The organism is Streptomyces paludis (assembly GCF_003344965.1).
GTDB classification, from domain to species: domain Bacteria; phylum Actinomycetota; class Actinomycetes; order Streptomycetales; family Streptomycetaceae; genus Streptomyces; species Streptomyces paludis.
In genome coordinates this window covers 4,188,990-4,214,556 of record NZ_CP031194.1, presented here as the reverse complement: position 1 = coordinate 4,214,556, position 25,567 = coordinate 4,188,990, and the positions used below count along the sequence as shown (strand labels likewise).

Sequence of the window (25,567 nt, the reverse complement as noted above, 5' to 3'; positions counted from 1 at the left end):
CCGGCGCTCAGGTTCTGGTCACCGGGACGAGGGTCAAGTACGTGATGCCAAGGATGTCGCGGTAGCCGTCGGCCCAGGACGACCGCTGGCGGTCGACTCGTTCGCGGGTCTCGGCGGCGAGTGGGTGGTGCGGGTTCATGGCGAGCCAGAGTTCTGTGTCGTGGCGGTAGCCGGACTCAAACTCCTCCCACTCCTCACGGCTCGCCGACTCGATCCACGCCGGCCGGAAGCCCGCCTCGACAGCGAGATCGACGAGCGGGCCGAGCCGCAGGTGGTCGCCCGCATGCGCCCCGGGCCACATAGCCGCGAGTTCCTCGTCCGTCGGGGCGCGATCCCAGAAGCCCTCGCCCAGGACGACACATCCGCCTGGGCGGACCAAGCGGCGCAGCTCGTGCAGTACGACGCGGGGATCGTACGGCTGCTCGGGGTCGCACAATGCCTGACCAGCCCCCAGGCAGAGCACCACGTCCACAGGCCCGCGTGCCGTGCCGAGGGCCGACTCCTCAGCGAATTCGACCCGTCCGGCCAGTCCGCGCCCCTTCGCCAGGTCCCGGCCCCTGGCCAGATCCTCAGCGTTGATATCGAGGCCCACACCTGTCGCCCCCGGGACGGACTCCAGAACGCGGAGCAGCAGTTCGCCCCAGCCGCAGCCGATGTCGAGGACGGTGGAGGGCGAGACGGCGGCGAGCCGCGCGACAATGCGCCCAGCGCGGGCTTCGGAGAGCGGTCCGTGGAAGGTCAGACTGCCGAGACGCGGGGGAAGATCGGAAGCGGTTGCCATAGGGCGGAACATTAGTTCGCCCTGAGTAGCGCACCGAGTGATTAAAACTGGCTCGCCGTTCTCAACGGGGCACTTCGGCCTCACTCGGGTCGGCGGATTGCTGCCGACCGGGCTGCGGGTGACGGATTCGCGCGACGCCCTTGTCCAGGTCCACGCCGAGTGGCGGGCCCTCGACGGGGCGGACGTTCTTGCGGATCCTCTCCTGCTCCATCGCACGCTTCACCGCTTGTGCTGCCGGAGAGAACTCCTCCGCCAGCACGGCGGTACGCCCCTTCGTCCTGCGGTAGTAGATCCATCCACGGCGCTCCGCCCAGAGCAAAGCGCGATCCGCCAGAATCAGGAAAATGCCGGCGGTGAAGCCGACTGCCACCACAAGCACAGTGCCTCTCATACCCCCGAAACGCGGGGGCCCTCCGCCGCGTTCCACACTCCAGCAGTCGGTACGGCCGCGCGCCGTGCTCAGCTTTCCTGAAGCGAGCGACACTCACGGCGTTTGGCGGTCAGGATGGCTGGACCTGGTCGAAGAGCGCGAGGGCTTCGGTGGGGTTCGGGCCTACTAGGCGGTTCAGTCCGGCCGTTGTGAGCTTCGCCCATCTGCCGGCCCGTGGCCACATCCGCTCCTCGAAGGCGCGGACGGCCTCGTCCAGATCTTCGGGGTCGGCCGCGATGGACTCGGCGAGTTCGGCGCCTTCCAGCATCGCGAGGTTCGCGCCCGCGCCCAGTGGGGGCATCAGGTGGGCGGCGTCGCCCAGGAGCGTTACGCCGGGGACGTGGGGCCAGGTGTGGGAGACGGGCAGGGCGTAGAGGGGGCGGTGGACGAAAGCGGTGCCGTGGTGGAGAAGGTCCAGGACGGGAGCGGCCCAGCCGTCGAACAGGGTCAGCAGACTCGCTCGTACGGCCTCCACGTCGGCCAGGTCCAGGTTCGTGTGCCAGTCCAGCGGCGCCCGGAACTGCGCGTACACCTTGACGTGACCGCCGCTGTTGCGCTGGGCGACAAGACCTCGGTTCACGCCGTACACAGCTACGGAACCGTCACCGATCAACCGGGCGAGGCCGGAATGGCGGGTGTCGACGTCGTCGAGGGAGGTCTCGACCATGGTCACGCCGGTGTAGTGCGGCGTCACCGACGAGAGCGCCGGGCGGACCCGGGACCAGGCGCCGTCCGCGCCGACCACGAGGTCGAACGTCTCCTGTCGCCCGTCCTCGAAGTGGACCACCACACCGTCCCGGGCCCCCGGCACCACGTGCGTCACGCCCCGCCCCCACCGGACGTCCAGAGGTCCGGGCAGCAGGTCACGGAGTTGTCCGCGGTCGATCTCGGGGTTGGCCCGGTCATCCGGACGTGGTCGCCAGTCACGGAGGACCGTCCCGTCCGTGTCCAGGATCCGCATGGCCTGCCCCTCGGGACGGGAAAGCACCTGGAACTCCGTCAGTAGCCCCGCCTTGTCCAGCGCGAGCCGGCCCAGCCCTTCGTGCAGATCCAAGGTGCCGCCCGGCGGACGGGCGTCCCGGGCGGGATCGCGTTCGAGGACGGTCACCAGGTGACGGTGACGGTGACGATGTCGGTGCAGGACGCGGGCAAAGGTAAGGCCGGCCGGGCCACTCCCGACCACTGCGATGCGATGTCTCATCGATACACCGTATTTTGTCAATGCAGTGCATCGCAACGGTACGATGCAACCATGACTGTGTGGGACCGGCCGGAGCCGCCGACTCAACCCGTGCCGCTCGACCGGGAGCGGATTGTCGCCGCCGCTGTCGCGCTGGCCGACGAGGGCGGGCTGGAGGCGGTGTCGGTACGCAAGGTCGCGGCCCGCCTGGACGCCGGTCCGATGCGGCTGTACAGATACATCTCCACCAAAGAAGAGCTGTTCGACCTCATGGTGGACGCGGTGCACGCCGAGATCCGCCCCGAGGAGCAGCCCGGTGACTGGCGGGAGGCGCTGCGCGTCCTCGCCCACCGCACCAGACAGACCGCGCTCCGGCACGAATGGCTGGCCGACCTGCTCGGCGGCCGTCCAGCTCTGGGCCCGAACCGCCTTGCCGTGACCGAAGCCACGTTGGCCGCCTTCGACGGCTTCGCCGATACGGACACGGTCATGCGCGCTGTGGAGACCGTCAGCGCCTATTTCATTGGCGCGATCAGGCGCGAGATCGCGAACCTGCGGGCCGAGCGCGCCACGGGTCTGTCCAACCACGACTGGCAGCGCGCCCACGGCCCGCACATGACGAGAATGCTGGCCACCGGCCGCTTCCCGGCGCTGGCCAAGGCGGTGTACGAGGGCACGGACGTGGACGCCGAGACATCCTTCGCGACCGGCCTGGACTGGGTTCTTGATGCCGTGGCCACCAAGCTCATCCGACCGTCGACGTGACGTCAGGAAGCCGGTGGGGGGGGCGTCGTCAGCGTAGTGCGGTGTGGACGGGACCGACCGGGGCGGCCCGCGCGGCGGTAGCGTGGCGCTCCATGATCGTATGGCTCAATGGCACGCACGGCGCGGGCAAGACGACGACCGGCGCACTCGTGCAGCAACTGATCCCGGACTCGCGGGTGTTCGACGCCGAGAAAGTCGGCGAGGCACTCATGGACATCAAGCCGGGGCTGCCCTGGACGGGCAACTTCCAGCACTGGCCGCCATGGCGCCCGCTTGTGGTCGAGACCGCCCGCCATGTACTCGACTACGCCGGCGGCACCCTGGTGATGCCCATGACCGTCCTGGTCGAGGAGTACTGGCGCGAGATCAGCGCGGGCCTCGCCCGCCACGGCATTCCCGTACGGCACTTCGTCCTCCACGCCGACCACGACACCCTCCGCGAGCGCATCGCGGAGGACACCGTTGTCGGCCCCAACTCCCCTTTCCGTCTTCGGCACCTCGATCCCTACGCCGAGGCCGCCCGTACGTGGCTGCATGCCGAGGCCGAGGTCGTCGACACCACGCACCTCGCACCCGCCGAGGCCGCCCAGCGGATCGCGAAGGCCGTCATGGGCTGAGGGAGCCGGCCGTCGCGGGCATCGCGTCGCTCACGCCGCCGCTCGCTCCAGCGGGAACAACGCGCTCAGGCGCGGCAGCCGGCGGGCGGCCTCGGCCGCGTCCCGTATCTCGACCGGCTCGCCCGTCGGCTCCGGGTTGCATGACATTTCGACCCCGGCCGCCGCCAACGCCGCCTCCAGTCCGTCCGTTTCGCCCGTCACGGCGTCGAACGCCTCCGCCGCTACATAGTCCAGGCACTCCCACTCGGGCACATCGCCGTCGTCCCACTCGCTCAACGGCAGGACGGCCAGCCGGCGCACTTCTGGGATCTCCGCGAGCGCGTCCGGATCCGCCGCGACCTTCGTCAGCGCGGCGCGGCCGAGGCCGACCACCCAGAACTGGAAGTACCAGAAGCTGTCGTCGGAGCACCAGCCATCGCATATTCGCTCGGCGGCCGACCACATCTCCCAGGTGTCGACCTGGGCGCGCGCCCGGTCCAGACACATCCAGAAACCTATGATCTCCGCCGGCGTGCGCGAGCGCAGGTGGTCGCGCAGCAGGTCGAGTCGGCGGTCGGGGTCGTCGCTCCGCCGCCGCGTGTCCTCGATCAGGTCCCAGAAAGCGTCGTCGTTCACGCTTCGGACTATGGCACGGGGGTCTGACAGTCGGGCCGGCCGCGCTCAGTCCGCCAGGTTCTCCGGCTCCGTCGGCTCCATGGGCTCCGGCAGTTCCGTCAGTTCCGGCGGCAGCGGGCGGCTGTGGACGATGTCCAGCCGCGACACCGCGCGCGTGAGCGCCACGTACAGCCTGCGCAGCCCTCGCCCGTGCGCCTCCGCCGCCACGATGGCCGCCGGTTCCACGAGGACGACGTGGTCGTACTCCAGGCCCTTCGCCGCCGTCGCGGACAGTACGGTCACCCGGCCGCCCGGCGGCGCCATCCCGGCGGCGGCCAGGGCCGTACGGAGGCCGGGCAGCGCCGCCGTGTCGGCGATGACGCCGATCGAGCCCTCGCGCGCCAGCGCCTCCCGTACGGCGGCAGTCACTGCGGCGGTGACGGCCCCGGGCGCGCCGCCGGTCGCGCTGTCGGCGTACCGTACCGTCAACTCGCCCTCGCCGCGCAGCGAACGGGCCGGCGGTACGTCCACGTCGAGCGCGGCGAGCAGCCGGTTGGCGATCCGTACGACCGCGCCCGGGACCCGGTAGCCGAGGGTCAGCGGGATCACGGCGGCGTCCGGTTTGCCGAGATGGCCCAGGAGTTCGGGCCAGGAGCGGGCGGCCCACGGGGTGGTGCCCTGGGCGAGATCGCCCAGCACCGTCAGCGAGCCGAAGTCCGCGCGGCGCGCGATCGCCCGGCACTCCATCGGGGAGAGATCCTGCGCCTCGTCAATGACGAGGTGACCGTAGCCGCCGGGGCGTTCGATGAGTCCGGCGAGTTCGTCGAGGAGCACGAGATCGGCCGCTGACCAGGGAACCGGTCGCCCGCGTGGGCCGGTGGGCGCCGCGTCGCGCCGGATCGACCGGCACTCCTCCTCCGTCAGGATCCCGGCCGCCACCGCCCCCGGCTCCGCCAGCAGCCCCGCCAGCACCTCCTCCGGGCGCGCCACCGGCCAGACCGCGTCGACGTACGCGCTGACCGCCCGGGACCGTTCGATCCGCCGCACCCACGCCGCCGGCTTCGGCCCGCCGCGCCGTTCCGCCTGGAGCCGCACCGCCTGTACGGCCCGGCTGCGCACGCGCTCGCGGCCGATGGCGTACGGAGGCGCCTCGGCCCGTACGGCCGCCACGATCCCGGCCAGTTCGTCGGCGCCGACCCGCCAGCGGCACGACCCGTCGGGCACGGTCAGCGGCTCGACCGGCGGCCCGGCGGGCGACCCGGTGGGCGGCTCGGTGGGCGGCTCGGTGGGCGGCTCGGTGGGCGCCGCGATCCGCCCGTACAGCGCCCGGCGGCAGACCTCGGCCATCCGGACGTCGTGCTTGACGACGGCGGCGGCCTCGGAGTCCTCCGTGCCCACGGGGTGGCGGGCGATCTCGTCGGCGAGCGTCGACTGACGGATGCCGGTCTCGCCGAGGGCGGGCAGAACCTCTGCGATATAGCCGAGGAAGGCGCGGTTGGGGCCGAGGATCAGCAGGCCGGCGCGCTGGACGCGCTGCGGGTACGTGTAGAGGAGGTACGCGGCCCGGTGCAGCCCGACGGCGGTCTTGCCGGTGCCGGGGGCGCCCTGGACGCAGAGGGAGCGGCCGGGCCCGGAGCGTACGAGTTCGTCCTGCTCGGGCTGGATGGTCGCGGCGATGTCGCGCATCGGGCCCACGCGGGGGCGCTCGATCTCGCGGGTGAGGATCGCGCTCGCGCCGACGTCGCCGCGCGCCGGGGAGGCTTCTGCGGCCGGGGACGCACCAGCCACCGGTGCCGCGTCCGCCCGCCCGGCCGTGAGGTGCTCGTCCTCCAGGCCGGTCAGATCCTCCGGCTCCCCCTCGCTCCCCGGCGCCCAGCCGAACCGGCGGCGCACCGCGACGCCCTGCGGATCGCGGGCGCTCGCCCGGTAGAACGCACGCGAGACGGGCGCCCGCCAGTCGATGACGAGGGGCGGGACGGCGGGGTGTTCGCTGATCCGGCGGCGGCCGATGTGGTAGCTCTGCCCGGCGTGCTCACCGCCGTCCCCGCCGCCGCTCTCCCCGTCCCGTACGAAGTCGAGCCGGCCGAAGAACAGCGGGCCGTCGGCGTCGAGCCGCAACTCCTTCGCCCGGCTGCGCAGATGGCGGCCGAGCACCTCGGCGTCCGCGCCGGAGGCGAAGGCGTTCTCGCCGGTGGCGACCTGCTCGTGGGCGTCGGACACCATGCCGGCCAAGGCGGCGCGGCAGGTCCGGTGATAGGCGCGCTCGCGGTCGAGTTCACGAGCAAGATCGTCATCGAGCGGATCTGGAACTGGGGCAGATTCGGATGGCATCACTCTGAGCAGAATAATGCAACCCGCCATCAAACGTTACCCAGTAACGAAAACTCTCACCACGCGGCCATCCCCGTCCGCAGCCGCCCGAACGCCAGCTCGGCCTGCGCGACCGCCCCCGGATACACCTCCTCGGCGCTCGCCCCCTCCCTGATCCGCCGCCAGTTCGCCTCCGCAAGGATGCGCTGTACGGCGAGTACCTGCCCGGCCCCGAGCGCGCCCTCGATCCCCCCGCCGAGCGCCGTCGCGAGCGCCTCCTCCGAGCGCCGCGTGTACTCGTGCAGCCGGGCGACCAGGCTCGGGGTCCCGTACAGCAGCCGGAGGTACGCGTACAGGGTCTCGTCGTCGGTGAGTCCGGTCACCGGGTCGCGCCGGTCCAGCCCGTCGACGAAGTGGCGGCAGAGCGCGTCGAGCGGGCGTACGCCGTCGGGCCGGCCGCGTACCACCCGGGCCGCCTCGTCCTCGTGGTCGGCGAAGCGGTGGAGGGCGAGATCCTCCTTGGTCGGGAAGTACCGGAAGAGCGTCGGCTTGGAGATCTCGGCCGCCGCCGCGACCTCCGCGACGGAGACGGCGTCGAACCCCTTGTCGAGGAAGAGCGCGATCGCCGCGTCGGAGATGTCCTGATACCGCTGCCGCTTCTTGCGTTCCCGCAAGCCGGAGTCGGAGTCACTGCCCGAAGGGTCACCGCCCGAAGGGGCGCCGCCCACGGAGTCGCTGCCCGCAGAGTCACCGCCGCCACCGGGGCGGCCGTCGTCGTCGCTCATGCTGACGAAGCCTACGCAGCGGCCGGCGCCCCCGCCTTCAGGCCGTGTCACCGCCCCGGCGCCCCCGACGCCCTCCGCCGGATCAGCGCGTCCACGCCGTCCAGCAGACAGTCCAGACCGAAGAGGAACTCGTAGTCGGGGTTGTCCGGTTCGGACATGATCCCCGACTCCAGGAGCCGGGCGACCGACGGATAGCGGACCGGATCGACCAGTCGGCGCAGGGCGCGGCCGTAGCCGGACGTGACGTCCTCGGGCGAGGCGCCGCGCGCCGCCGCGCCGGCCTCCAGATCCGCCATGACGGTCGCGTCGCTGCGCACGAAGTTGCTGACCAGCAGGACGACGGAGGTTCTCGTACCGTCATCGAGGCCGGTGCCGTCCAGCGCGGCCATGCCCAGGTCCCACCACGCGACCGAGTTGGGGGTGGCCGGCGGCCCCGAGATCGGTACACGCAGGACCCACAGATTGCGGCGGAACATCCCGCGCATCTCGTGCGCCCACTCCGTCAGCCCCTCGCGCCAGCCGGTACCGGGCTCGGGCGGGCCGGGCAGCTCACCGAAGGCCACCTCCTGCATCAGGACGTACAGCTCTTCCTTGGAAGCGACATAGCGGTACAGGGACATGGTCGATACGCCCAGCTCCTTGGCGACCCGCCCCATGGAGACCGCGCCGAGCCCCTCGCCCGCCGCGACGCCCACCGCCGCGCCGACGATTCCGGACACGCTGAGGCCGGGCCGGGGGCCCCTGGACGGGCGCACGCGCTCCCCCCAGGCCGCCTCGATGCTGGTGGGCAGCCCGCCCGTATCACCGTCGCCGTTGTCCGCCACCGCCGCGACCCCTTCCGCTCACTCGTCTGCGCGCCCCCATGCGCCCTCACGCCCCCTTGACTCGAACTCTAGTAGTGCGTAACCCTTACACAGTAGCGTGTATGCCATACGCAGTAATGCGGGCGGCGACGTGCGCGCCGACAACGAAATGCCGACGTAAGGAACGAGTACTGCCATGTCCCCGCCACCCGCCATCGAGGCCACCGGCCTCCGCAAGTCCTACGCCCACGGAAGCACCGCCGGACCGCTGAAGCGGCGCGCGCGCACGGAAGTCCTGCGCGGGGTCGATCTCCATGTCGAGCGCGGCTCCGTCTTCGCCCTCCTCGGCCCGAACGGCGCGGGCAAGACCACCGCCGTACGGATCCTCGCCACCCTCACCATCCCGGACAGCGGTACGGCCCGCGTCGCCGGTTACGACGTCGTCGCCGACCGGCGCCGGGTGCGCGGCGCCATCAGCCTGACCGGCCAGTTCGCGGCCGTCGACGAGAAGCAGACCGGCGCGGAGAACCTCCGCATGATGGCCCGCCTCAGCGGGTTCTCCGGCGCGTGCGCCCGCGCCCGCGCGGCCGAACTCCTCGACCGCTTCGGCCTCACCGACGCGGGCCACCGCCTCGCGCGCACGTACTCCGGCGGTATGCGGCGCCGTCTCGACCTCGCCGCCGGACTGGTCGGCGAGCCGGAGGTGGTCTTCCTGGACGAGCCGACGACCGGCCTCGACCCACGCAGCCGCCAGGAGCTTCAGCAGGTCGTACGGGACCTCGCCGCGCGGGGCACCACCGTCTTCCTCACCACCCAGTATCTGGAGGAGGCGGACCAGTTGGCGGACTCCATCGCGCTCCTCGACCACGGCCAAGTGGTCGCGCGCGGCACGCCGGCAGAGCTGAAGAGCCGGGTCTCGGGCCACCGCCTGGACCTTGTGCTCGCGGACTCCGCGACCTATCTGCGCCTCGCCTCGGCCACCGGGCCGGCGGCCACGCACCGCTCCCCGGAGAGCCTCACCCTCGGCCTGCCGACCGACGGCAGCGCCGCCCATGTCCGCGCGCTGCTGGACGGAATCGATCCGGACGGTACGGCCGTGACGCGCTTCACCGTCCACACCGCCACCCTCGACGACGTCTTCCTCGCACTGACCGGCACGGCCACGGCCACGGCCACCGACACGAACACGGCCACGGCCACGGCCACGGCCACGGCCACAACGACCGACGCACCCGCCGGTAGTGCGGCCACCGCCTCACCCCCCGTGCCCGCGCCGGCCCCCGAGGCGAAGGATCCCTCCCGTGCCTGAAGCCCTCACCCACGCCGCCACCATGACCGGCCGCAGCCTCCGGCTCAGCCGGCGCAACGTCGACGCCCTCATCACCGCCCTGATGCTGCCGATCATGCTGATGCTGATCTTCGTTTACTTCTTCGGCGGTGCCATCGACACCGGGACGCAGTACGTGACCTATGTCGTCCCCGGCGTGCTGCTCCTCTGCGCCGGATTCGGCTCCGCCTCCACCGCCGTGAGCGTCAGCGAGGACATGAAGGGCGGCATCATCGACCGCTTCCGCTCCCTCGACATCGGCGGCGTTCCCATCCTCTCCGGGCATGTCGTCGCGAGTGTGGCCCGCAACCTCATCTCGACCACGCTCGTCCTCGGCGTCGCCTTGCTGATCGGCTTCCGCCCCCACACCAACCCCGGCGCGGCACTCGCCGCGGTGGGCATCCTGACCTGCTTCGTCGCGGCCGTCTCCTGGCTCTCGGCGGTGGCCGGACTGCTCGCGAAAACGCCGGAGGCGGCCGGCGGATTCACCTTCCTGATGATGTTCCTGCCCTACCCGAGCAGCGCGTTCGTACCGATCGAGACCATGCCTGGCTGGCTGCACGCCTTCGCCCGGCACCAGCCGGTGACCTACGTGATCGAGACCCTCCGCGGGCTGCTGCTGGGGCATCCGGTCGGCTCGGCGCCCTGGATCGCGCTCGCGTGGTGCGCCGGGATGATCGGTGTGGCGCTGGTGGCGTCGGAGGTGGTGTTCCGGCTGCGTACGGACTGAGCGGCTCCGCCGTGGGACACCTCCGAGCCGTCAGGGACGCGTCAGTTCCCGCCGGAGCGCCTCAGATCCCGCCAGAGCGCGTCAGATCCCGCTAGAGCGCGTCAGTTCGCGCCAGAACGCGCCAGAACGCGTCAGAACACGTCCGGGCACCACGGGCGTCGGGGTGTGCGGAACAGGGACTCCGCGACCGCCGCCGCGCGCGGGCGTTCCTCCCGTACGGTGCCCAGCGCCGCCAGCCGCAGTGCCGACTCGTCGCCCAGGTAGAGCGCGCCCAACTCCCTTACGTCCAGGGTGAGATCGGCGGACTCCGTGGTCGGTGCGCAGCTCGCGCCCGTCGGCGAGGTGTCCAGCCGGAAGCGGCCGGCCGCCAGCCCGGTCTTGTCCTGTACGTCGAGCACCAGCCCGGCCGTCACCGGGTACGTACGCGCCTCCAGCGCCCGGACGACATCGAGCAGGCGCACCCACAGGAAGTCCGCCTGCGTGACGATCCTGGCCGCGCGCGGGTCGGGGAAGAACTGGGGCAGCAGATCGTCCGGGGCGCGGTGGCCCGTCCGTACGGTCGTCACCCAGTCGATCGAGCACAGGAACCGCCACAGCGCGTGCTCCGCCGCCGGGTGCAGCGCGATCATCCCGCGTACCGACACGGTGTTCAGCGGCTGCTTGCCGTCGCCCCATCGCTCGTCGGCGGTGTAGGTCACCAGCCCCTCTATCTCGCCGGCCGGGGAGCGGTACACGGCCCAGAACGGCGGGACGAAGGGGCCGCGTTCCGGGAGCTGTCCGGTCGATGTCCGCCAGAAGCGGTCGTCCCGGGTCACGGCGCCGGGCTGCCGGGCGCGGAAGCGCTCGTACAGCGCGGGCCCGAACTCCCGTACGTCGGCGGCGTCGACCATATCGATCCGGCCGCCGTCCTCCGGGCCGCGCCAGCGCGGGTCCAGGCCCGTACGCGGCACATCGATCTCCCACTCGGTCATCCAGGCGGCGGGGCCGAAGCCGTACCGGCCGTAGATCCGGTACTCGGCGGCGATCAGCGTGGCGAGGGCGTCGCCGCGCTCCTTCGCCGCCGTCAGATCGGCGTCCATCATCCGGCCGAGCAGCCCGCGCCTGCGGTGGGTCGGCGACACCGACACGTTCGTCACGGCGTCGGCGGCCAGCCGGGCGCCGCCGACCACCGTCAGCTCCTGCGCGAAGGACCGGAAGGTCCCGACGCAGCGCCCGCCGTCGAAGACGCCCCGCGTACGGTCCAGGTCGATGTTGGCGAGCCGGCCGGCCAGTACCTCGTCCGGGACGGCCGACGAGCGCAGGAAGCCGGTGTCGACGGCCCGCGTCCAGTCGGGGTACTCGGACGCGGTGATGGTGCGGACCTCAAGGCTCATGGTCGGCACCGTATGCGGCGGATACGGACCGCCGCATCCGAATAAGCGGCGCCTCCCGACCAGCGCCGCATCCGCGTAAGCGAACGCCTCCCGACCAGCGCCGTATCCCATGGGCGCAGGCCCGAACAGGCGCAGGCCCGAACAGGCGCAGGCCCGGACAGACGCGGGCCCGAAGAGGCAAAGGCCCGAACAGGTCCGGACCAGGCCCGGCGTCGGCCCTCCGCTCAGAACGCCGCCCGTACCGCCCCGACCACCTCGCCGCCGCCCAGCAGCGGCGCCCGGCCGATCCGGGACAGCACCTCGGCCTCCACGCCCAGCAGCTGGAGCGCCCGCGCCAGCACCGGACCCAGCGCCCGCGCCCCGCCGTCCTCGATCTTGAAGGCCAGCGCGCGGCCGTCCGCCAGCGCCACCGCCTGTACGGCCTCCGCGCCCATCTTCGAGAGCGTGCCGGGCACCTCCCGCATCAGCCAGGTGTCCGAGCGCCGCGTCCCCGCGACGTACTCGGGGTGCGCGCGCATCGCGTCCGCCACCCGGCGCTCGGGCGTCCCCGGCGCGGCGAGTACGAAGTGACGGAAGGAGCGGGCGAGACCGGTGAGGCTCAGCGCCATCAGCGGGGCGCCGCAGCCGTCCGTACCGACCACCGGGACCCGCTCCCCCGCCGTCGCCTCGACCACACTCAGGACGAGCTTCTGCAACGGGTGCCCCGGGTCCAGATAGCTCTCCCGGGGCCAGCCGTTCCGGTCGCAGGCCGCCAGCATCGCCGTGTGCTTGCCGGAGCAGTTCATGGTGATCCGCTCCCGTACCCCGCCCGCCGCGAGATACGTCTCCGCCTCGGCGGGGTCCAGCGGCAGGTCCGGCGGGGTCTGGAGATCGTCGGCGGTCAGGCCGTGCTCGGCGAGCATCGTCCGGACGAGGTCGAGGTGGAACGGCTCGCCCGAGTGGCTCGCCGCCGCCAACGCCAGCCGCTCTTCCGCCAGTTCGAGCCCCGCCCGCAGCACGGCCGCCGCCTGCATCGGCTTGTTGCTGGAGCGCGGGAAGACCGGCGCCTCGGGGTCACCCAGCTCCAGCTCCACCCGGCCGTCCGCCGAGAGCAGCACCAGCGACCCGCGGTGCCGGCCCTCCACGAAGCCGGACCGTACGACCTCCGCGAGCACCGGCGGCTCGACGGCGGCGGCGGGCGGTATCGCGTATGTGCTGGAGGTCATCGTCGGCCTTCCGATGCGGGTGCGGGGTGCGGGGCAGGTTGCAGGGGTGCGGGGTGCGGGGCACCCAGCGCGGCCCTATGTGAGCAGGTCGTCCACCCGCGCTTCACCTTCACGGTACCTGCGCGCGATCTCCGCGCTGCAATCATCGGCCGTACGTTGCAGTTGATGGCGTCTGCGTGACAACTGCCTTTCGTTTCCGACCAGTCGGCTCATGGCTGCCCGCAACTCGTCGTCCGTACGCGCCTCCAGGTCCGACAGCTCCACCTCCGCGAGCGTCTCGGCGGCCAGCGTACGGAACTCCTCGCCGCGCGGCGTGGAGAGCGTGACATGGCGGGCGGACGAGCGGTGCCGCGAGGGGGTGTCCGCGAGGATCTCGGACAGCCGGTCGACCACCGGCGTCTCGGGCGCGGTACGGCGCGCCAACTCGGCCCGCAGGATGTCGATCCGGCCCTGGAACAGCCGGCGCAGATAGCTCAGATCGGCCTCGTCGCGCTGCGACTCCCGGCACAGCGCGCGCAGCTCGGGCAGGCGCAGAACAGTGAAGTCGTACGGCTTGGGCGCGGGCAGCACGCCGCTCTCGCCCCCGCCCCCGCCCCCGCCCGGGTCATGGCCCCCGGTGCCGGCCGTCGTACGGGTCGTCGGTACGGGACCGGGCGGGCGGTCGGGCAGCCGGCCGGACGACGGACCGGACGGCAGCCCGGACAGCGGCCCGTACGACTGCCCGGACGGCGGCCCGGCCGATTGCCCGGACGGCTGGCCGGACGACTGCCCAGGCAGCTGTCCGGCGCCAGATGTGCTCATCACGCGTACTTCCCCTCGCTCCCGTGCATCGTGCCATTCCCGCCGCCGCCCATGGGGGCGCTCTGCACCCGTTCGGCCCCCGATAGGTTGGTTCGTATGCGAGCAGTGGTGCAGAGAGTGGACGGCGCGAGCGTCGTCGTCGAGACGGAGTCGGGGCCGGAGACCGTCGGCCTGATCACCGGCGAGGGCCTGTGTGTGCTGGTGGGAGTCGCCCACGAGGACACCCCGGAGCAGGCGGAGCGGCTCGCCCGCAAGCTCTGGTCGATACGGATGCTGGCGGGCGAGAAGTCCTGTTCGGAGGTGAACGCCCCGCTCCTGGTGATTTCGCAGTTCACTCTCTACGGGGACGCGCGCAAGGGCCGCCGCCCCACCTGGAACGCCGCGGCGCCGGGCGAGGTGGCCGAACCGCTGGTGGATGAGGTGGTGGCGCAACTGCGGAAGCTGGGGGCGACGGTGGAGACGGGCCGGTTCGGAGCGGAGATGCGGGTCTCGCTCACGAATCACGGCCCGTTCACGGTGATCATCGACATGTGACGCGGTGAGCGGCGTGGGCCAAGGGGTCACGCACTACGGGCTACGGGCCGTGCGCCACCCAAGGGGCGCGGCCTACGGCTCCACGACCACTTCCTGTGCCGCCGCCGTGTCCCCCGCCAGCAGCTGCGCGTCCAGCGGCACATTGCGCTTGATCAGGGCCAGCGCGATCGGCCCCAGCTCGTGGTGGCGCCCCGAGGACGTGATGAAGCCGAGCTGCCGCCCCTCCGCGCCGTCCGCCGCGAGCCGGAGCGGGGTGCCGTGGCCGGGGAGGTGGACATCGCTGCCGTCCAGGTGCAGGAAGACCAGCCGGCGCGGCGGCTTTCCCAGGTTCTGGACGCGGGCCACGGTCTCCTGGCCCCGGTAGCAGCCCTTCTGGAGGTGGACCGCGCCGCCGATCCAGCCCAGCTCGTGCGGGATGGTCCGGTGGTCGGTCTCGAAGCCGAGGCGCGGCCGGTGGCCCTCGATCCGCAGCGCCTCGTACGCGAGAAGACCGATCGCGGGACCGTGCGCGGCGGCGTACGCCTCCAGGTCGGCCCGGGGCAGGAAGACGTCCCTGCCGTACGGCACCTCCCGTACGGCCACGCCCTCCGGGATGTCCGCGATGGAGCCCGCCGGGAGATGGACGACGGCGAAGTCGTCCGTACGGTCCGCGACCTCGACCCGGTAGAAGAACTTCATCGACTCCAGATACGCGACGAGCGCCTCCCGCGTCCCCGGCTCGACATGCGCCCAGACGGTCGTGCCGTCGTCCACGAGATACAGCGCGTGCTCGATATGGCCGTTCGCGGAGAGGACCAGCGCCTCCGTGGCCTGGCCGGCCGGCAGCTCGCTGACGTGCTGGGTGAGCAGCAGATGCAGCCAGCTCAGCCGGTCGTCGCCGGTGACGGTGAGGACGCCCCGGTGGGAGAGGTCGACAAGGCCGGTGCCGGCGGCGAGGGCGCGCTGCTCGCGGAAGAGATCACCGTAATGCGCGGCGACCCCCTCGTCCTGCCCGTCGGCGGCGACGGCGCCGGGGAGGGAGAGGAGGGGGCTGGGGACGGGCGTGGGGCCGGTCGTGGAACCGGTCGCTGAATGAGGCTGCATGCTGTTCAGCGTACGACCGGCGCGGCGACGATGACCGGCGGCGGCGAAGGGCAGCGCCGAGCGGCGGCGACAGCGTCGCTTACGACCCGGAACCCGAGCCGTCGGCCCCGTCCGCCGCCCTCGCCGCCTTGGCGGCCCTCGCCGCCTTCGCCGCGCAGTCCCGGCAGCGGCCGAAGATCGCGAAGTGCTTCATGTCCGTCGTGAACCCGAAGTCCTCGCGCAGCTTGGCCGTGAACTCCGCCGCGACCGCGGTGTCCGCCTCGATCACTTCCGTACAGTCCCGGCAGACCAGGTGTATGTGGTGGTGCCGGTCCGCCAGGTGGTACGTCGGCGCGCCGTGCCCGAGGTGGGCGTGCGAGACGAGGCCCAGCTCCTCCAGCAGCTCCAGCGTGCGGTAGACGGTGGAGATGTTCACTCCGGAGGCGGTCTTCCGTACCTCGCAGAGGATGTCGTCCGGCGTCGCGTGTTCGAGGGTGTCGACGGCTTCGAGGACAAGCTGGCGCTGCGGGGTCAGCCGGTAGCCGCGCTGCCGCAGATCGCTTTTCCAGTCAGTGCTCACCACGGACCCAGTGTAGGCAGGCGGCGTGGCACGGTGAACCGTGCCGACGGACCGGGGCGCGCTTCCGTCCCTCTTGAAGCGCGCGTCCGTTCCTACTTGAAGAACGCGATCCCGTCGTCCGGAAGATCCCCGAGGTCCTTCGCCCACGCGGCGACCTGGTCCGGCGTGACGACCTTCTTCAGATGCGCCGACATGTACGGGCGCAGCGGGACCTCGGGGGTCGCCTTCTCGCCCACCCACATCAGGTCGCTGTTGACGTACCCGTACAGCCGCTTGCCCCCGCTGTACGGACCGGAGGCCGCCGTACGCGCCACCGCGTCGGTCACGAGGTCGATCTGCGGCTTCGTCGCGCCCAGGTCCCCGTACCAGATCTCCACCACGCCCTGGTCCCGGACCATCACGATCTCGACCTTGCGGTCCTTGTCCACGCGCCAGTAGCCGGACTCGGACTCGATCGGCCGGACCTTGTTGCCCTCGCCGTCGAGCGCCCAGGTGTGCGAGACGTATTCGAGGAAGTCCCGGCCGTCGTGGCTGAAGCTGACTTCCTGGCCGAAGTTGGCCTTCTCGTCACCGGGGAAGTCGAAGACGCCGACCCCCTGCCAGTCGCCGAGGAGGAAGGCGAGAGGGACAAGGTCCGGGTGCAGGTCGGACGGGATCTCGATCATGGGAGCAGCTCAGGCGATCTGTAGTGGCGAGCGGGACGGTCAGGGACGGTCTACGGCGACGAGGGTCAGCGCTGGCCCTGGTACAGCTTCTTCACGGCCAGCCCGGTGAAGGCGAGCACGCCGACGCAGACGAGGATCAGCAGAGTAGTGAAGAAAGCCTCAAGCACGGGGTGCTCCTCGGGTGAACGGTACGAGCGGTACGGGCGGGACCAGAGCCGCCGGTACGGACGGCAAGAGCCGGGCCCCAGCCTAATGGGTGGGGGCCCGGCTCTCTCGGCGAGGTACTCCGGGCGGGAAGCGGGGAGGTGCCTCGTAGCCCGTGGGCCCGCGCGCTCGTACGCCGGTACGCCCGTACGCCCGTGGCCCGGCGCTCTCAGCCGAGCAGCTGGTTCTGGAGGATCACCGTCTGGTGGAAGGGCACGGCCGGGGTGCCGCCCTTCTTCTCGTGTGTGATCACCGCGACCATGTCCCCGGCCAGCACATACGCCTGCCGCAGCTGGGTCGCCCCGTAGGGCTCGGGCTCCAGGAAGACGTACGCCGTGGTGTTCAGTACGGCCTCCGCCCCGCCGTCGGTCCACCCGGGGTCCTGCTCGGTGTCGGGCCCCGCCGTCATGGGGGAGCCGTAGAGCTGCTCCACGACCTTCTCGTTCACGAAGGAGTACGCGTGCCCGACCGACGGGAAGCGCACCAGGTGGATGCGCGCGGCGGTGCCGTCCGGCATGGTCCAGCCGCGCGACACGACCTGCCGTACGCCGTGGTCCCGCAGCACTTCGCCCAGTTCCGTACGGCGTTCCGCGTCGAACTCGGCCAGCAGCCGCTTCACACCGACCCGGCCCCCGGTGAGTTCCTTGTCGGGGATCGCCCCCGCGGGCGCGGGGAGCAGCAGGTCGCGCTCGTCGGCGTAGTGGATCTGCGCCCTGTTGCCCTCGGTGTACGGGCGCGGTGCTCCGGCGGGCAGCGCGGGCAGCGTCAGGCGCGGGTAGTCCCAGCGGCCGTCGCCCCGGGTGGAGAGCCCGGGGACGTCGCCGCGCTCCATCGAGGTGATGCCGTACGCGACTCCCCCGCCGAGCCCGGCGAACACGGCGGCGGCGACCGTCCAGCGGGCGACGGCCCGCAGGACGCGCCGGGGCGGTGCGGAGGTGGCCTCCGGGGTCGCCTCCGGGGTCGCCTCCGGCGAGGATTCGGCGGTGGTGACGGACTGCTCGCTCATACGTATCTCCCGGGCGACGCGAGGTGGTTCAGTTGCCGCCGCATCAGCTTGGCGACCTCCCCGGCGTCGAGGTCATCGGTCCTGCCCTGCGCGGTGAGGTTCACGACGATGTCGTCCACGTACCCGGAGCACATCATCGAACGGAGACCCGGCGCGATGTCCTCCGATGCCCGGGCGGGCCGGAAACAGGCAGCCTTGATCCCCTTCCCGAAGGACGGTCCCTCCCGCTCCGTCAACCGTGCCGCCTCCACGAACGACTCGTGCCAGAGGCGGGTGGCCCCCGGCTTGGTCAGCTGGCTGACGGCCACCTCGACGACAAGACGGCGGCTGTCGGCACTGTACGTACGGACGGCCATCCCCTTGACGCCCATTCCTCCGAGCCGGTCCCCGAAACGGTCGCGCTGCACTGCGGTGCCCCCCGTCAGCTGGGCAACGAGCCGTCGCTTCAGCTGCTCGGCGGTCAACTCACCGTCGTTGCTCATCCCCTTGACATCGGGGCCGAGCCGGTAGCCGGACGGCACGGGCAGCAGCTTCTTGGTCAGTTCGGTGACGGCGCGTCCCTTGCCGACAGGCGCGGCGGGGTCCTTGCCCGGCTTGGGGTCGTCCTCCTCCCTGATGGCGGCGGTGACGTCCCGGTCGGCGCCATCCGCCGTGATCTTGATGAAGGCGAGACCTCCACCGATGGCTCCGCCCACGAGAACGGCCGGCAGCACCGTCCCGAGGAGCCGTCGCGAGCGCGACGGGGCGCAGGGCACCACTTTCGAGACGTCCTCGGCCTCGGACTCGTTCATCACAGGCGCTCCAACTGCCGCTCGGTCAGCTTCCTGATGTCGCGCTCAGCGATGGGCCGCGAGTCGTAGAGATGGATCTCCACTTTCACATCGCCCCGGCCCGCGTACCCCAGGGCCTGGTAGACCGGCAGGAAGCCGGCCTCCTGCCGGGGTTCAAAGAGGTAGTAGCCGCCTCTGACGCTGCCCGCCGCCGCGCCACCGCTCGTCACGTCCGTATAGCCACGGGACCGCACCGTGTCGATTTCTTTCAGAACGGTGGTGTACGCGCCCGGCTGGAACTCGACCAACATCACGTCCACCTGCCGGTGTTCGCCCTCCAGCCAGGACGTCGCGGCGATCCGGCGCACGTCGTCGCCGACCAGCCAGGTGAAGGTGTCCACCGGGGAATTGAAGTACTGGGCGTACCCCGCCACGGACATCCAGCCGTCCTCCATCGACTCCGGCTCGTGGGCGCGGCTCCCCGCCGGCCGGCCGATCAGCAGCTTCCGCAGATCCCGGACCGTCCCCGGCGGATCGACGGCCGCCTTGGCACCGGCACCGCCACTCGCCGCGAGGGGCTTCGCCGGGTACGGCACTCCGCCCGGCTGGGCAAGCACCGGCAGTGGGGTCGGGTCGCGGTCGGCCTGGACCGCGTACCCCGTGGCCGTGCCCGCGACGATGCCGAGGACGGCGGCGGTGGCGATGAGCAGGGCCGTACGGCCGCGTCTTCGGGTGCGCGGGGCGGGGTGTGCGGCGGGTTGATGCTCCGGCTCCGTCTGTAGCTCCGCCTCCGGCTCCGTCTGTGGCTCCGTGTGTGTGGTGTCCAAGTGTGCTTCCCCCCAAGGATGCTGACTCTCCGAAGCGCGGGTTCCGTTTCCCGCGCACCCACCTGACCAGCGGCATCGCCACGCGGTTGTACGTCGGCGGATCACGATTCGGCACACGCGTCCTGGTGGCCCCACGAACAACACAGGCCACATCGAAACCGATGGCATCCCTCGCACGTCTCCCCCCACGCCTCCCCCACGCCACCCATCCCCACGGCACAGAAAACACGTATGAAATCCAAGGTCGATCCCCTGTCCGTCACGGCGATGACCATCACGGTCCTCTCCATCTCGGCCACCGCCCCGCTCACCGCCTTCGCCACCGCCTCACCGTTAGCCATGGCCTTCTGGCGCAACGCCCTGGGCTTCGCCCTCCTCGGGCCGCTGCTCCTCCTGCTGCGCCGCCGCGAGGTGAAGCGCGTCGTACGCGGCGAGCGCCGTCTCCTGCGCCGGGAGCAGTGGGTGCCGCTGGTCTTCGGCACCCTCGCGGCCACGGCGCTCGCCCTCCACTTCGCGGCCTTCATGACGAGCACCCGGCTGACCACGGTCGCCATGTCCACGGCGCTGGTCGCCACCCAGCCCGTCTGGCAGGCCCTCATCGCCGCTGGTCAGGGGGTACGTACCTCCCGCAGGGCATGGACCGGCCTCTCGCTCTCCGTCGCGGGCACCGCCCTTGCCGCCGGCCTGGACATCCGGGCGGGCGGTACGGCGCTGCTGGGTGATCTGCTCGCCCTCCTCGGCGCCATCGCCCAGGCCGCGTACACCGCACTGAGCGAACGGTCGCGCGCGGATGTGAGCGCGCCGCTCTACTCGACGTTCACCTCGCTGGTCTGCGGGCTGGAGCTGCTGGCCGTCTGCTGGCTGGCCGACATCCCGCTCACCGGCTTCGACCGGGACACCCAACTGGCCCTGCTCGGGCTGCTCCTGCTCCCGCAGATACTCGGGCTCGGCGCGATGAACTTCGCGCTCGGCCGGATATCGGCGACGACGATGAGCGTGCTGCTCCTGCTGGAGACTCCCGTGGCCGCGTTCGGCGCGTGGTGGCTGATGGGGCAGAAGCTCGAAGTGGCGACCGTGCCCGGGCTGGTGCTGATCGTCGTCGGGGTGACGGTCGTGGTGACCAGCGGCGGCGGCAGCAGTGCAGACGCCGATGCCGACGCCACTGCCGGTGCCGACGCCCGCGCCGACGCCGAACAGGCCTCGGCGCAGCGGCCGTTGGCCCACGGTGGCCCGGTCATACCGCCGTATCCCGACTACGCGCCGGCGTTCCAGCAGGCCGCCGTACCGGACCCGAGGCTGGAATGGGCAGCGCCGCGTAAGGACACGCATACGCCCGTGCGGGTCGTCTATCACGGCGCTGGAGCGTTCGGCACCGTGACGCTGCGCCGGCCGCGCGCGGAAGAGCTGGCGACGACGGCGGGAGTGGAGCAGACGGAATCGGGCATCGACACCCCCACCACGACACTGACGCGCCCAGGGTGGCTTCGTGACCGGTCCTAGGCCGTGAGCCTCGGAGCCCGTGAGCCTCGGATTACGATGCGGCCATGCCCTCCGCGAAGAAGCTCGTCATCAAAGTCACCGCCGGCGCCGACTCCCCCGAGCGCTGCTCCCAGGCATTCACCGTCGCGGCCGTCGCCGTGGCCAGCGGGGTGGAGGTGTCGTTCTGGCTGACGGGCGAGTCGGCGTGGTTCGCGCTGCCGGGGCGGGCGGCGGAGTTCGAGCTGCCGCATGCCGCGCCGCTGCCCGATCTCGTCGATTCGATCCTGGCGGGCGGGCGGATCACGCTGTGCACGCAGTGCGCGGCGCGGCGCGGGATCGAGGAGAAGGACGTGCTGGAGGGCGTACGGATCGCCGGGGCGCAGGTCTTCGTCAGCGAGATCATGGCGGACGGCGTCCAGGCGCTCGTCTACTGATGGCGGGGGGGCAGCGGAGGGGTACGCAAGGGGCAGCGGCGGACCGCGACGGACAGCGATAAGTAACGGACGTATGGACGCCATCCCTTGATCTCAAGGGCGGTTGGGGTTCTACCGTCCTTGTCATGATCCTTGTCACCGGCGCGACCGGAAACATCGGTACCCCCCTCCTGAGCCAGCTCCACCGGCACGGCGCCCGCCCCCTGCGCGGCCTGACCCGCGACGCCGGGCGGGCCGCCACCGCCTTCCCCGCCGGGGTCGAGGCCGTCGCGGCCGACCTCGCCCGTACGGACTCGCTGAAGCCGGCGCTGGACGGGGTCCGCGCCCTGTTCCTGGTGTCGCGGCTGGGCGATGACGCCGCGATCCTGGCCGCCGCCCGGGAGGCGGGCGTGGAGCATGTCGTCCTCGTCTCGTCGGTCACCGTAGAGACGCACCCGCATCTGCCCGCCGCCGTGGACAACGCGACCACCGAGCGGCTGCTCAAGGACAGCGGTATGGCCTGGACGATCCTGCGGCCGACACAGTTCACCTCGAACACCCTGTGGTGGGCACCGGCGATCCGCGCGCACCAGCCGGTCCGGGTGCCGTACGCGGACATCGGGCTGCCCGCCGTCCACCCCTCGGACATCGCGTCCGTCGCCCGTCTGGCGCTGACGGAGCCCGGGCATCAGGGGCAGACGTACGCGCTGACCGGCCCGGCGCGGATCACGCCCCGCGAGCAGGCCGCGGCCATCGGCGCCGCGCTGGGCCGGGACGTACCCCTCGCCGAGATCAGCCGGGCGGAGGCGCACACGGGGATGGCGGCGTTCCTGGGCGCCGAGCAGGCGGACGCCGTACTCGACCTGATGGGCGGCGACGTCAACGACGCCCTGCGCGCGGTACGCGACACGGTCCCCCGCCTCACGGGCGCCCCCGCCCTGCCGTTCCACCGGTGGGCTACGGAACACGCCGACGCGTTCCGGCCGTAGCGTAGGCGCGACGAGTGGAGGGCTGGGGCTGGGGGAGCCGTGGCTGAGGCTGTGGGGAGTGGGGCCGCCCCTCCAGCTGTGAGTGTCGCGTCTCCGTGCCAGGAGTAAAGGGCGCTCCTAACGTCGCGTCGCTGCGCGATGGGCTGCGCCCACCCTTGACACCTGCCCCGGAGCCGCAAGCGCGGCTTGTTGGGAGGGGCGGCCGGGTGGGAGGGGGTTGCCCGGAGGGCCCGCCGCACTACAACTCGGCCCAGGGTCCGGCGGCCCGGTGGTCGGCAGGCCCCTGCGGGGCACGCACCCCCCAAGGGGGCGGCCCGGCTCGTCTCGGCGGCCGCCTGTTTGTCCCGTATATGGCAGTTTGGCGGCCTGTTCGGGGGCCCTCACGACGGCTCATGTGTCCTGAGGTGCATAAGGAGCACTCCTGGACGCACAGTCGCCCCCCTTCCGGCGCGACACTCAAAGGCTGGAGGAGCCCGCCCGCTACCACCCCCCGCGCGCCCTAACGGCGCTTCTTGCGCTCCAGCTCGTCCAGCCAGGCCGCCGACTTCCGCGCCTCGCGGGTCTCGGGGTCCTCCGGCGGCTCGTCCCACCAGCGGTCGTCCTTGCCGCGCGTATTGCCGACGATGGCGGCGATCGGCGGGAGGAGCAGGGCCACCACGCACAGCGCGACGGCGGCCGGCAGGGACCAGATGCGCACGAAGGTCCAGGCGGAGACGAAGAGGATCAGGCATCCGCCCATGATCACGAAGTAGCCGCGACGGCGTCGCGCGTACATACCCTCAGGGTACGACCGGCCGCGCCGAAACGGCGGGGAGAACGGCGCGGAGGGCCGTGCCCCCCGGTGGAAGCGTCCAACTCCCTGGGGCACGGCCCTCCGGCCGGTTGTTAATACGTACGAACCGCGCGCGGAACTCAGACCGCGATCGCGACCTCGGAGAGACCACCGGTCTGCGCGACGACCGTACGGTCCGCCGTGCCGCCGGGGACGAGGGCGCGCACCGTCCACGTGCCCTCGGCCGCGTAGAAGCGGAACTGGCCGGTCGCCGAGGTCGGCACCTCCGCCGTGAACTCGCCGGTCGAGTCCAGCAGGCGTACGTAACCGGTGACGGGCTCGCCGTCACGCGTCACGGAACCCTGGATGGTGGTCTCGCCGGGCTTGATCGTCGAAGCGTCCGGGCCGCCGGCCTGTGCTCCACACATACTGTTCAGTCCTTCTGTCGCAGGTCGGGGCGGGTTTACTTGTTGGCACCCAGCTCGATCGGCACGCCGACGAGGGAGCCGTACTCGGTCCACGAGCCGTCGTAGTTCTTGACGTTGCCGACACCGAGCAGCTCGTGCAGCACGAACCAGGTGAGCGCCGAGCGCTCACCGATGCGGCAGTACGCGACGGTGTCCTTCGCCAGGTCGATCTGCTCGGTCTCGTACAGCTCCTTCAGCTCGTCGTCCGACTTGAAGGTGCCGTCGTCGTTGGCGTTCTTGGACCACGGGATGTTGCGCGCGGTCGGGATGTGGCCCGGCCGCTGCGACTGCTCCTGTGGGAGGTGCGCCGGGGCGAGCAGCTTGCCGCTGAACTCGTCGGGCGAGCGCACGTCGACCAGGTTCTGCGTGCCGATCGCGGCGACGGCGTCGTCGCGGAAGGCGCGGATCGAGGTGTCCTGGGGCTGCGCGGTGTACGAGGTGGCCTCGCGGGACGGGACGGCCTCGACCAGGTCACGGGAGTCCAGCTCCCACTTCTTGCGACCGCCGTCGAGGAGCTTGACGGAGTCGTGGCCGTACAGCTTGAAGTACCAGTACGCGTAGGACGCGAACCAGTTGTTGTTGCCGCCGTAGAGCACGACCGTGTCGTCGTTGGCGATGCCCTTGGCCGACAGGAGCTGCTCGAAGCCCTCCTGGTCGACGAAGTCGCGGCGGACGGGGTCCTGGAGGTCCTTCTTCCAGTCGATCCGTACGGCGTTCCTGATGTGGTTCTTGTCGTAGGCCGAGGTGTCCTCGTCGACCTCGACGATGACTACCTTCGGGTCGTCGAGGTGGGCCTCGACCCAGTCGGCGTCTACCAGGACGTCACTACGGCTCATGCTTTTCTCCTCCGGGGCAGTTGCGGCGAGATGGTGCGGGCGGGTGCTGAGCTGAGCGGGCTGAGCTGAGCGGGGGCCGGGTCCGGGGCGCGGGAAAAGTGCGCTCCTGAGGGCCCTGAGGAAGCTCGAAGGGCCCGGGAAAGCCCGGGAGAAGCGGAACGGCGACGCGTACGCGTTCGTACGCGCGGGACGGTCCGCTCAGTGAGTGCGACAGAGCATGGCGGCGACGCGGCACAGGTCCACTGCCCGCCGCTTCGTGAGGTCCGCCTGACGCTTCATATGTCCGATCGTAGGTAGGTCTCGGCGGTCATGTCACCGCCGTGTCGCATCATGAGACGCGATCGTCCATCTGTCGAGACACCAAAGCTCCGCGAAGAGGCGCCGAAGGGGAAACGGGCAGGCGTGGGGCGTGCGGGACGGCCGGCCGGCTCCCAGCCGCCCCTCCCGCACTGCCCGTCATCCTGCCCACCGCTGCGCCACGGACACCACCGTCTCAGCTGGTGAGCGAGACGTCCGTCCCCGTACCCGTGAAGCGGAGCCCGTCCTCGGCCGCGCTGACCTTGTCGAGCTTGACGGTCGACGGCATTCCGTCGATCTTCATGTCGCGGTCCAGCACGTCCCGCATCTGGGCCTCCAGGCCCGGGATCGGCAGCGTCGGCAGATTCTCCGCCTTCCAGCGGACCGTGTCGCCGTTCACCAGCTCGACCGTGCTGTAGACGGTCAGCTTCTCGCCGTTCACCAGCGGCTTCAGCGCGGCGGGCAAGGGGAAGCCGGCGCCCTCCGCGACATCGGCCAGCGAGCCGGAGAGCTTGACCTGCCCCTTGGCGGCGCGCTCGGCGCCCGCGTACCCGATGGTCACGCCCTTCGGCGCCGACTTCTGGAGGGCCGCGTACGACATCTGCGCGGAGCCGTCGGCCTCCCCGGCCGTCGCCGAGGTGAAGCTGCTGTCGATCTTGACCCGCTTGAGGATCGCGTTGACCTCGGTCACCTCTACCGTCTGGCCGTCCACGGTGGCGTTCACGCCGCCGAGGCCGACCTGGACCTCGGTGAGGTTCGAGTCGAGGACCTGGGTGAGGAAGGGGAAGCCCTTGATGGAGACCTCGGGGTCGGTGGCGAGCCCCTGGCTCGACCGGATCTTCTGCGCGACCTGCCCCTCGGCGAAGTAGACGGCGGCCCGGTCGGCCGCGACGAAGAGCCCGCCGAAGATCACGACGAGTATCAGCAGAGTTCGCAGTGCGCGCATTTCCCGGACTTCCCCCGTA

29 protein-coding genes are annotated in these 25,567 nt (G+C 71.5%); 8 read left to right on the top strand and 21 right to left on the bottom strand.

Annotated features, from left to right (window positions below; genetic code table 11):
• Nucleotides 1-7: 7 nt before the first annotated feature.
• The 3 genes from DVK44_RS18715 to DVK44_RS18705 form a co-directional block, all read right to left on the bottom strand.
• Nucleotides 8-781, bottom strand: coding sequence for an SAM-dependent methyltransferase (locus DVK44_RS18715; protein WP_228447245.1), 774 nt, complete (start codon nucleotides 779-781; stop codon nucleotides 8-10).
• Between the two features lie 61 nt (nucleotides 782-842).
• Nucleotides 843-1,151 carry a hypothetical protein gene (locus DVK44_RS18710; protein ID WP_228447244.1) on the bottom strand — a complete coding sequence of 103 codons (309 nt, stop codon included), beginning with the start codon at nucleotides 1,149-1,151 and terminating at the stop codon, nucleotides 843-845.
• Nucleotides 1,152-1,281: 130 nt separating this feature from the next.
• On the bottom strand, nucleotides 1,282-2,412 hold the full coding sequence (locus tag DVK44_RS18705) for an FAD-dependent oxidoreductase (protein WP_114660680.1): 1,131 nt from the start codon (nucleotides 2,410-2,412) through the stop codon (nucleotides 1,282-1,284).
• Nucleotides 2,413-2,463: 51 nt separating this feature from the next.
• Between DVK44_RS18705 and DVK44_RS18700 the strand changes: the two genes are divergently transcribed.
• Together DVK44_RS18700 and DVK44_RS18695 are read left to right on the top strand one after the other, a co-directional pair.
• Complete coding sequence (locus tag DVK44_RS18700; protein ID WP_114660679.1) at nucleotides 2,464-3,156, top strand: TetR/AcrR family transcriptional regulator; 693 nt, start codon at nucleotides 2,464-2,466, stop codon at nucleotides 3,154-3,156.
• A gap of 92 nt (nucleotides 3,157-3,248) precedes the next feature.
• On the top strand, nucleotides 3,249-3,773 hold the full coding sequence (locus DVK44_RS18695; RefSeq protein WP_114665261.1) for an AAA family ATPase: 525 nt from the start codon (nucleotides 3,249-3,251) through the stop codon (nucleotides 3,771-3,773).
• A 30-nt stretch (nucleotides 3,774-3,803) separates the two neighbouring features.
• Here the strand turns inward: DVK44_RS18695 and DVK44_RS18690 are convergent, their stop codons facing one another.
• Genes DVK44_RS18690 through DVK44_RS18675 form a run of 4 tightly spaced genes read right to left on the bottom strand, consistent with a single transcriptional unit; the run spans nucleotide 3,804 to nucleotide 8,286 of the window.
• Nucleotides 3,804-4,388: a DUF4240 domain-containing protein gene (locus tag DVK44_RS18690; RefSeq protein ID WP_162793949.1), complete on the bottom strand. Its 585-nt coding sequence runs from the start codon at nucleotides 4,386-4,388 to the stop codon at nucleotides 3,804-3,806.
• A gap of 45 nt (nucleotides 4,389-4,433) precedes the next feature.
• Entirely contained in the window at nucleotides 4,434-6,698 is a 2,265-nt protein-coding gene (locus tag DVK44_RS18685; RefSeq protein WP_114660677.1) for a HelD family protein, read from the bottom strand.
• Between the two features lie 56 nt (nucleotides 6,699-6,754).
• The gene (locus DVK44_RS18680) at nucleotides 6,755-7,462 is read right to left on the bottom strand and encodes a TetR/AcrR family transcriptional regulator (RefSeq protein ID WP_114665260.1); all 708 of its coding nucleotides are present in this window, start codon (nucleotides 7,460-7,462) and stop codon (nucleotides 6,755-6,757) included.
• Between the two features lie 47 nt (nucleotides 7,463-7,509).
• Nucleotides 7,510-8,286 (bottom strand): TetR/AcrR family transcriptional regulator, encoded by a 777-nt coding sequence (locus tag DVK44_RS18675; protein ID WP_114660676.1) that lies wholly within the window; start codon nucleotides 8,284-8,286, stop codon nucleotides 7,510-7,512.
• A gap of 175 nt (nucleotides 8,287-8,461) precedes the next feature.
• Between DVK44_RS18675 and DVK44_RS18670 the strand changes: the two genes are divergently transcribed.
• Together DVK44_RS18670 and DVK44_RS18665 are read left to right on the top strand one after the other, a co-directional pair.
• Complete coding sequence (locus DVK44_RS18670) at nucleotides 8,462-9,574, top strand: ATP-binding cassette domain-containing protein (RefSeq protein ID WP_114660675.1); 1,113 nt, start codon at nucleotides 8,462-8,464, stop codon at nucleotides 9,572-9,574.
• The gene (locus DVK44_RS18665; RefSeq protein WP_408055404.1) at nucleotides 9,558-10,322 is read left to right on the top strand and encodes an ABC transporter permease; all 765 of its coding nucleotides are present in this window, start codon (nucleotides 9,558-9,560) and stop codon (nucleotides 10,320-10,322) included. Before DVK44_RS18670 ends, DVK44_RS18665 begins: the two co-directional genes overlap by 17 nt.
• 131 nt (nucleotides 10,323-10,453) lie before the next feature.
• Here the strand turns inward: DVK44_RS18665 and DVK44_RS18660 are convergent, their stop codons facing one another.
• From DVK44_RS18660 to DVK44_RS18650, 3 genes are all read right to left on the bottom strand, one after another.
• Complete coding sequence (locus tag DVK44_RS18660; RefSeq protein WP_114660674.1) at nucleotides 10,454-11,695, bottom strand: GNAT family N-acetyltransferase; 1,242 nt, start codon at nucleotides 11,693-11,695, stop codon at nucleotides 10,454-10,456.
• A 224-nt stretch (nucleotides 11,696-11,919) separates the two neighbouring features.
• Nucleotides 11,920-12,900: an asparaginase gene (locus DVK44_RS18655; RefSeq protein WP_114660673.1), complete on the bottom strand. Its 981-nt coding sequence runs from the start codon at nucleotides 12,898-12,900 to the stop codon at nucleotides 11,920-11,922.
• Between the two features lie 75 nt (nucleotides 12,901-12,975).
• Nucleotides 12,976-13,701, bottom strand: coding sequence for an RsiG family protein (locus tag DVK44_RS18650; protein ID WP_114660672.1), 726 nt, complete (start codon nucleotides 13,699-13,701; stop codon nucleotides 12,976-12,978).
• A 96-nt stretch (nucleotides 13,702-13,797) separates the two neighbouring features.
• Between DVK44_RS18650 and dtd the strand changes: the two genes are divergently transcribed.
• Nucleotides 13,798-14,235 carry a D-aminoacyl-tRNA deacylase gene (gene dtd, locus DVK44_RS18645; RefSeq protein WP_114660671.1) on the top strand — a complete coding sequence of 146 codons (438 nt, stop codon included), beginning with the start codon at nucleotides 13,798-13,800 and terminating at the stop codon, nucleotides 14,233-14,235.
• 72 nt (nucleotides 14,236-14,307) lie between these two features.
• Here the strand turns inward: dtd and ygfZ are convergent, their stop codons facing one another.
• From ygfZ to DVK44_RS18615, 6 genes are all read right to left on the bottom strand, one after another.
• Complete coding sequence (gene ygfZ, locus DVK44_RS18640) at nucleotides 14,308-15,318, bottom strand: CAF17-like 4Fe-4S cluster assembly/insertion protein YgfZ (protein ID WP_114660670.1); 1,011 nt, start codon at nucleotides 15,316-15,318, stop codon at nucleotides 14,308-14,310.
• Nucleotides 15,319-15,397: 79 nt separating this feature from the next.
• Complete coding sequence (locus DVK44_RS18635) at nucleotides 15,398-15,880, bottom strand: Fur family transcriptional regulator (protein ID WP_114660669.1); 483 nt, start codon at nucleotides 15,878-15,880, stop codon at nucleotides 15,398-15,400.
• Between the two features lie 89 nt (nucleotides 15,881-15,969).
• Nucleotides 15,970-16,542: an FABP family protein gene (locus tag DVK44_RS18630; RefSeq protein WP_114660668.1), complete on the bottom strand. Its 573-nt coding sequence runs from the start codon at nucleotides 16,540-16,542 to the stop codon at nucleotides 15,970-15,972.
• 373 nt (nucleotides 16,543-16,915) lie between these two features.
• A complete protein-coding gene (locus DVK44_RS18625; protein WP_114660667.1) occupies nucleotides 16,916-17,752 on the bottom strand; it encodes a hypothetical protein in 837 nt (278 codons plus the stop codon).
• The gene (locus DVK44_RS18620) at nucleotides 17,749-18,543 is read right to left on the bottom strand and encodes a hypothetical protein (protein ID WP_114660666.1); all 795 of its coding nucleotides are present in this window, start codon (nucleotides 18,541-18,543) and stop codon (nucleotides 17,749-17,751) included. The genes DVK44_RS18625 and DVK44_RS18620 overlap by 4 nt, the downstream gene beginning before the upstream one ends.
• Nucleotides 18,543-19,349, bottom strand: coding sequence for a hypothetical protein (locus DVK44_RS18615; RefSeq protein WP_114660665.1), 807 nt, complete (start codon nucleotides 19,347-19,349; stop codon nucleotides 18,543-18,545). Before DVK44_RS18615 ends, DVK44_RS18620 begins: the two co-directional genes overlap by 1 nt.
• A 231-nt stretch (nucleotides 19,350-19,580) precedes the next feature.
• Between DVK44_RS18615 and DVK44_RS18610 the strand changes: the two genes are divergently transcribed.
• From DVK44_RS18610 to DVK44_RS18600, 3 genes are all read left to right on the top strand, one after another.
• On the top strand, nucleotides 19,581-20,849 hold the full coding sequence (locus DVK44_RS18610; RefSeq protein ID WP_114660664.1) for a DMT family transporter: 1,269 nt from the start codon (nucleotides 19,581-19,583) through the stop codon (nucleotides 20,847-20,849).
• Between the two features lie 44 nt (nucleotides 20,850-20,893).
• Nucleotides 20,894-21,262: a DsrE family protein gene (locus DVK44_RS18605; RefSeq protein WP_114660663.1), complete on the top strand. Its 369-nt coding sequence runs from the start codon at nucleotides 20,894-20,896 to the stop codon at nucleotides 21,260-21,262.
• Nucleotides 21,263-21,387: 125 nt separating this feature from the next.
• A complete protein-coding gene (locus DVK44_RS18600; protein ID WP_114660662.1) occupies nucleotides 21,388-22,230 on the top strand; it encodes an NAD(P)H-binding protein in 843 nt (280 codons plus the stop codon).
• Nucleotides 22,231-22,729: 499 nt separating this feature from the next.
• Here the strand turns inward: DVK44_RS18600 and DVK44_RS18595 are convergent, their stop codons facing one another.
• From DVK44_RS18595 to DVK44_RS18580, 5 genes are all read right to left on the bottom strand, one after another.
• Nucleotides 22,730-23,005, bottom strand: a complete 276-nt coding sequence (locus DVK44_RS18595) for a DUF3099 domain-containing protein (protein WP_114660661.1) — start codon at nucleotides 23,003-23,005, stop codon at nucleotides 22,730-22,732.
• 137 nt (nucleotides 23,006-23,142) lie between these two features.
• Nucleotides 23,143-23,430, bottom strand: a complete 288-nt coding sequence (locus DVK44_RS18590; RefSeq protein ID WP_028439550.1) for a DUF1416 domain-containing protein — start codon at nucleotides 23,428-23,430, stop codon at nucleotides 23,143-23,145.
• Between the two features lie 35 nt (nucleotides 23,431-23,465).
• Nucleotides 23,466-24,305 (bottom strand): sulfurtransferase, encoded by an 840-nt coding sequence (locus DVK44_RS18585; protein ID WP_114660660.1) that lies wholly within the window; start codon nucleotides 24,303-24,305, stop codon nucleotides 23,466-23,468.
• A gap of 198 nt (nucleotides 24,306-24,503) precedes the next feature.
• Nucleotides 24,504-24,584: a putative leader peptide gene (locus DVK44_RS37930; RefSeq protein WP_366396070.1), complete on the bottom strand. Its 81-nt coding sequence runs from the start codon at nucleotides 24,582-24,584 to the stop codon at nucleotides 24,504-24,506.
• Nucleotides 24,585-24,798: 214 nt separating this feature from the next.
• On the bottom strand, nucleotides 24,799-25,548 hold the full coding sequence (locus DVK44_RS18580) for an LmeA family phospholipid-binding protein (RefSeq protein WP_181957483.1): 750 nt from the start codon (nucleotides 25,546-25,548) through the stop codon (nucleotides 24,799-24,801).
• Between the last annotated feature and the right edge of the window lie 19 nt (nucleotides 25,549-25,567).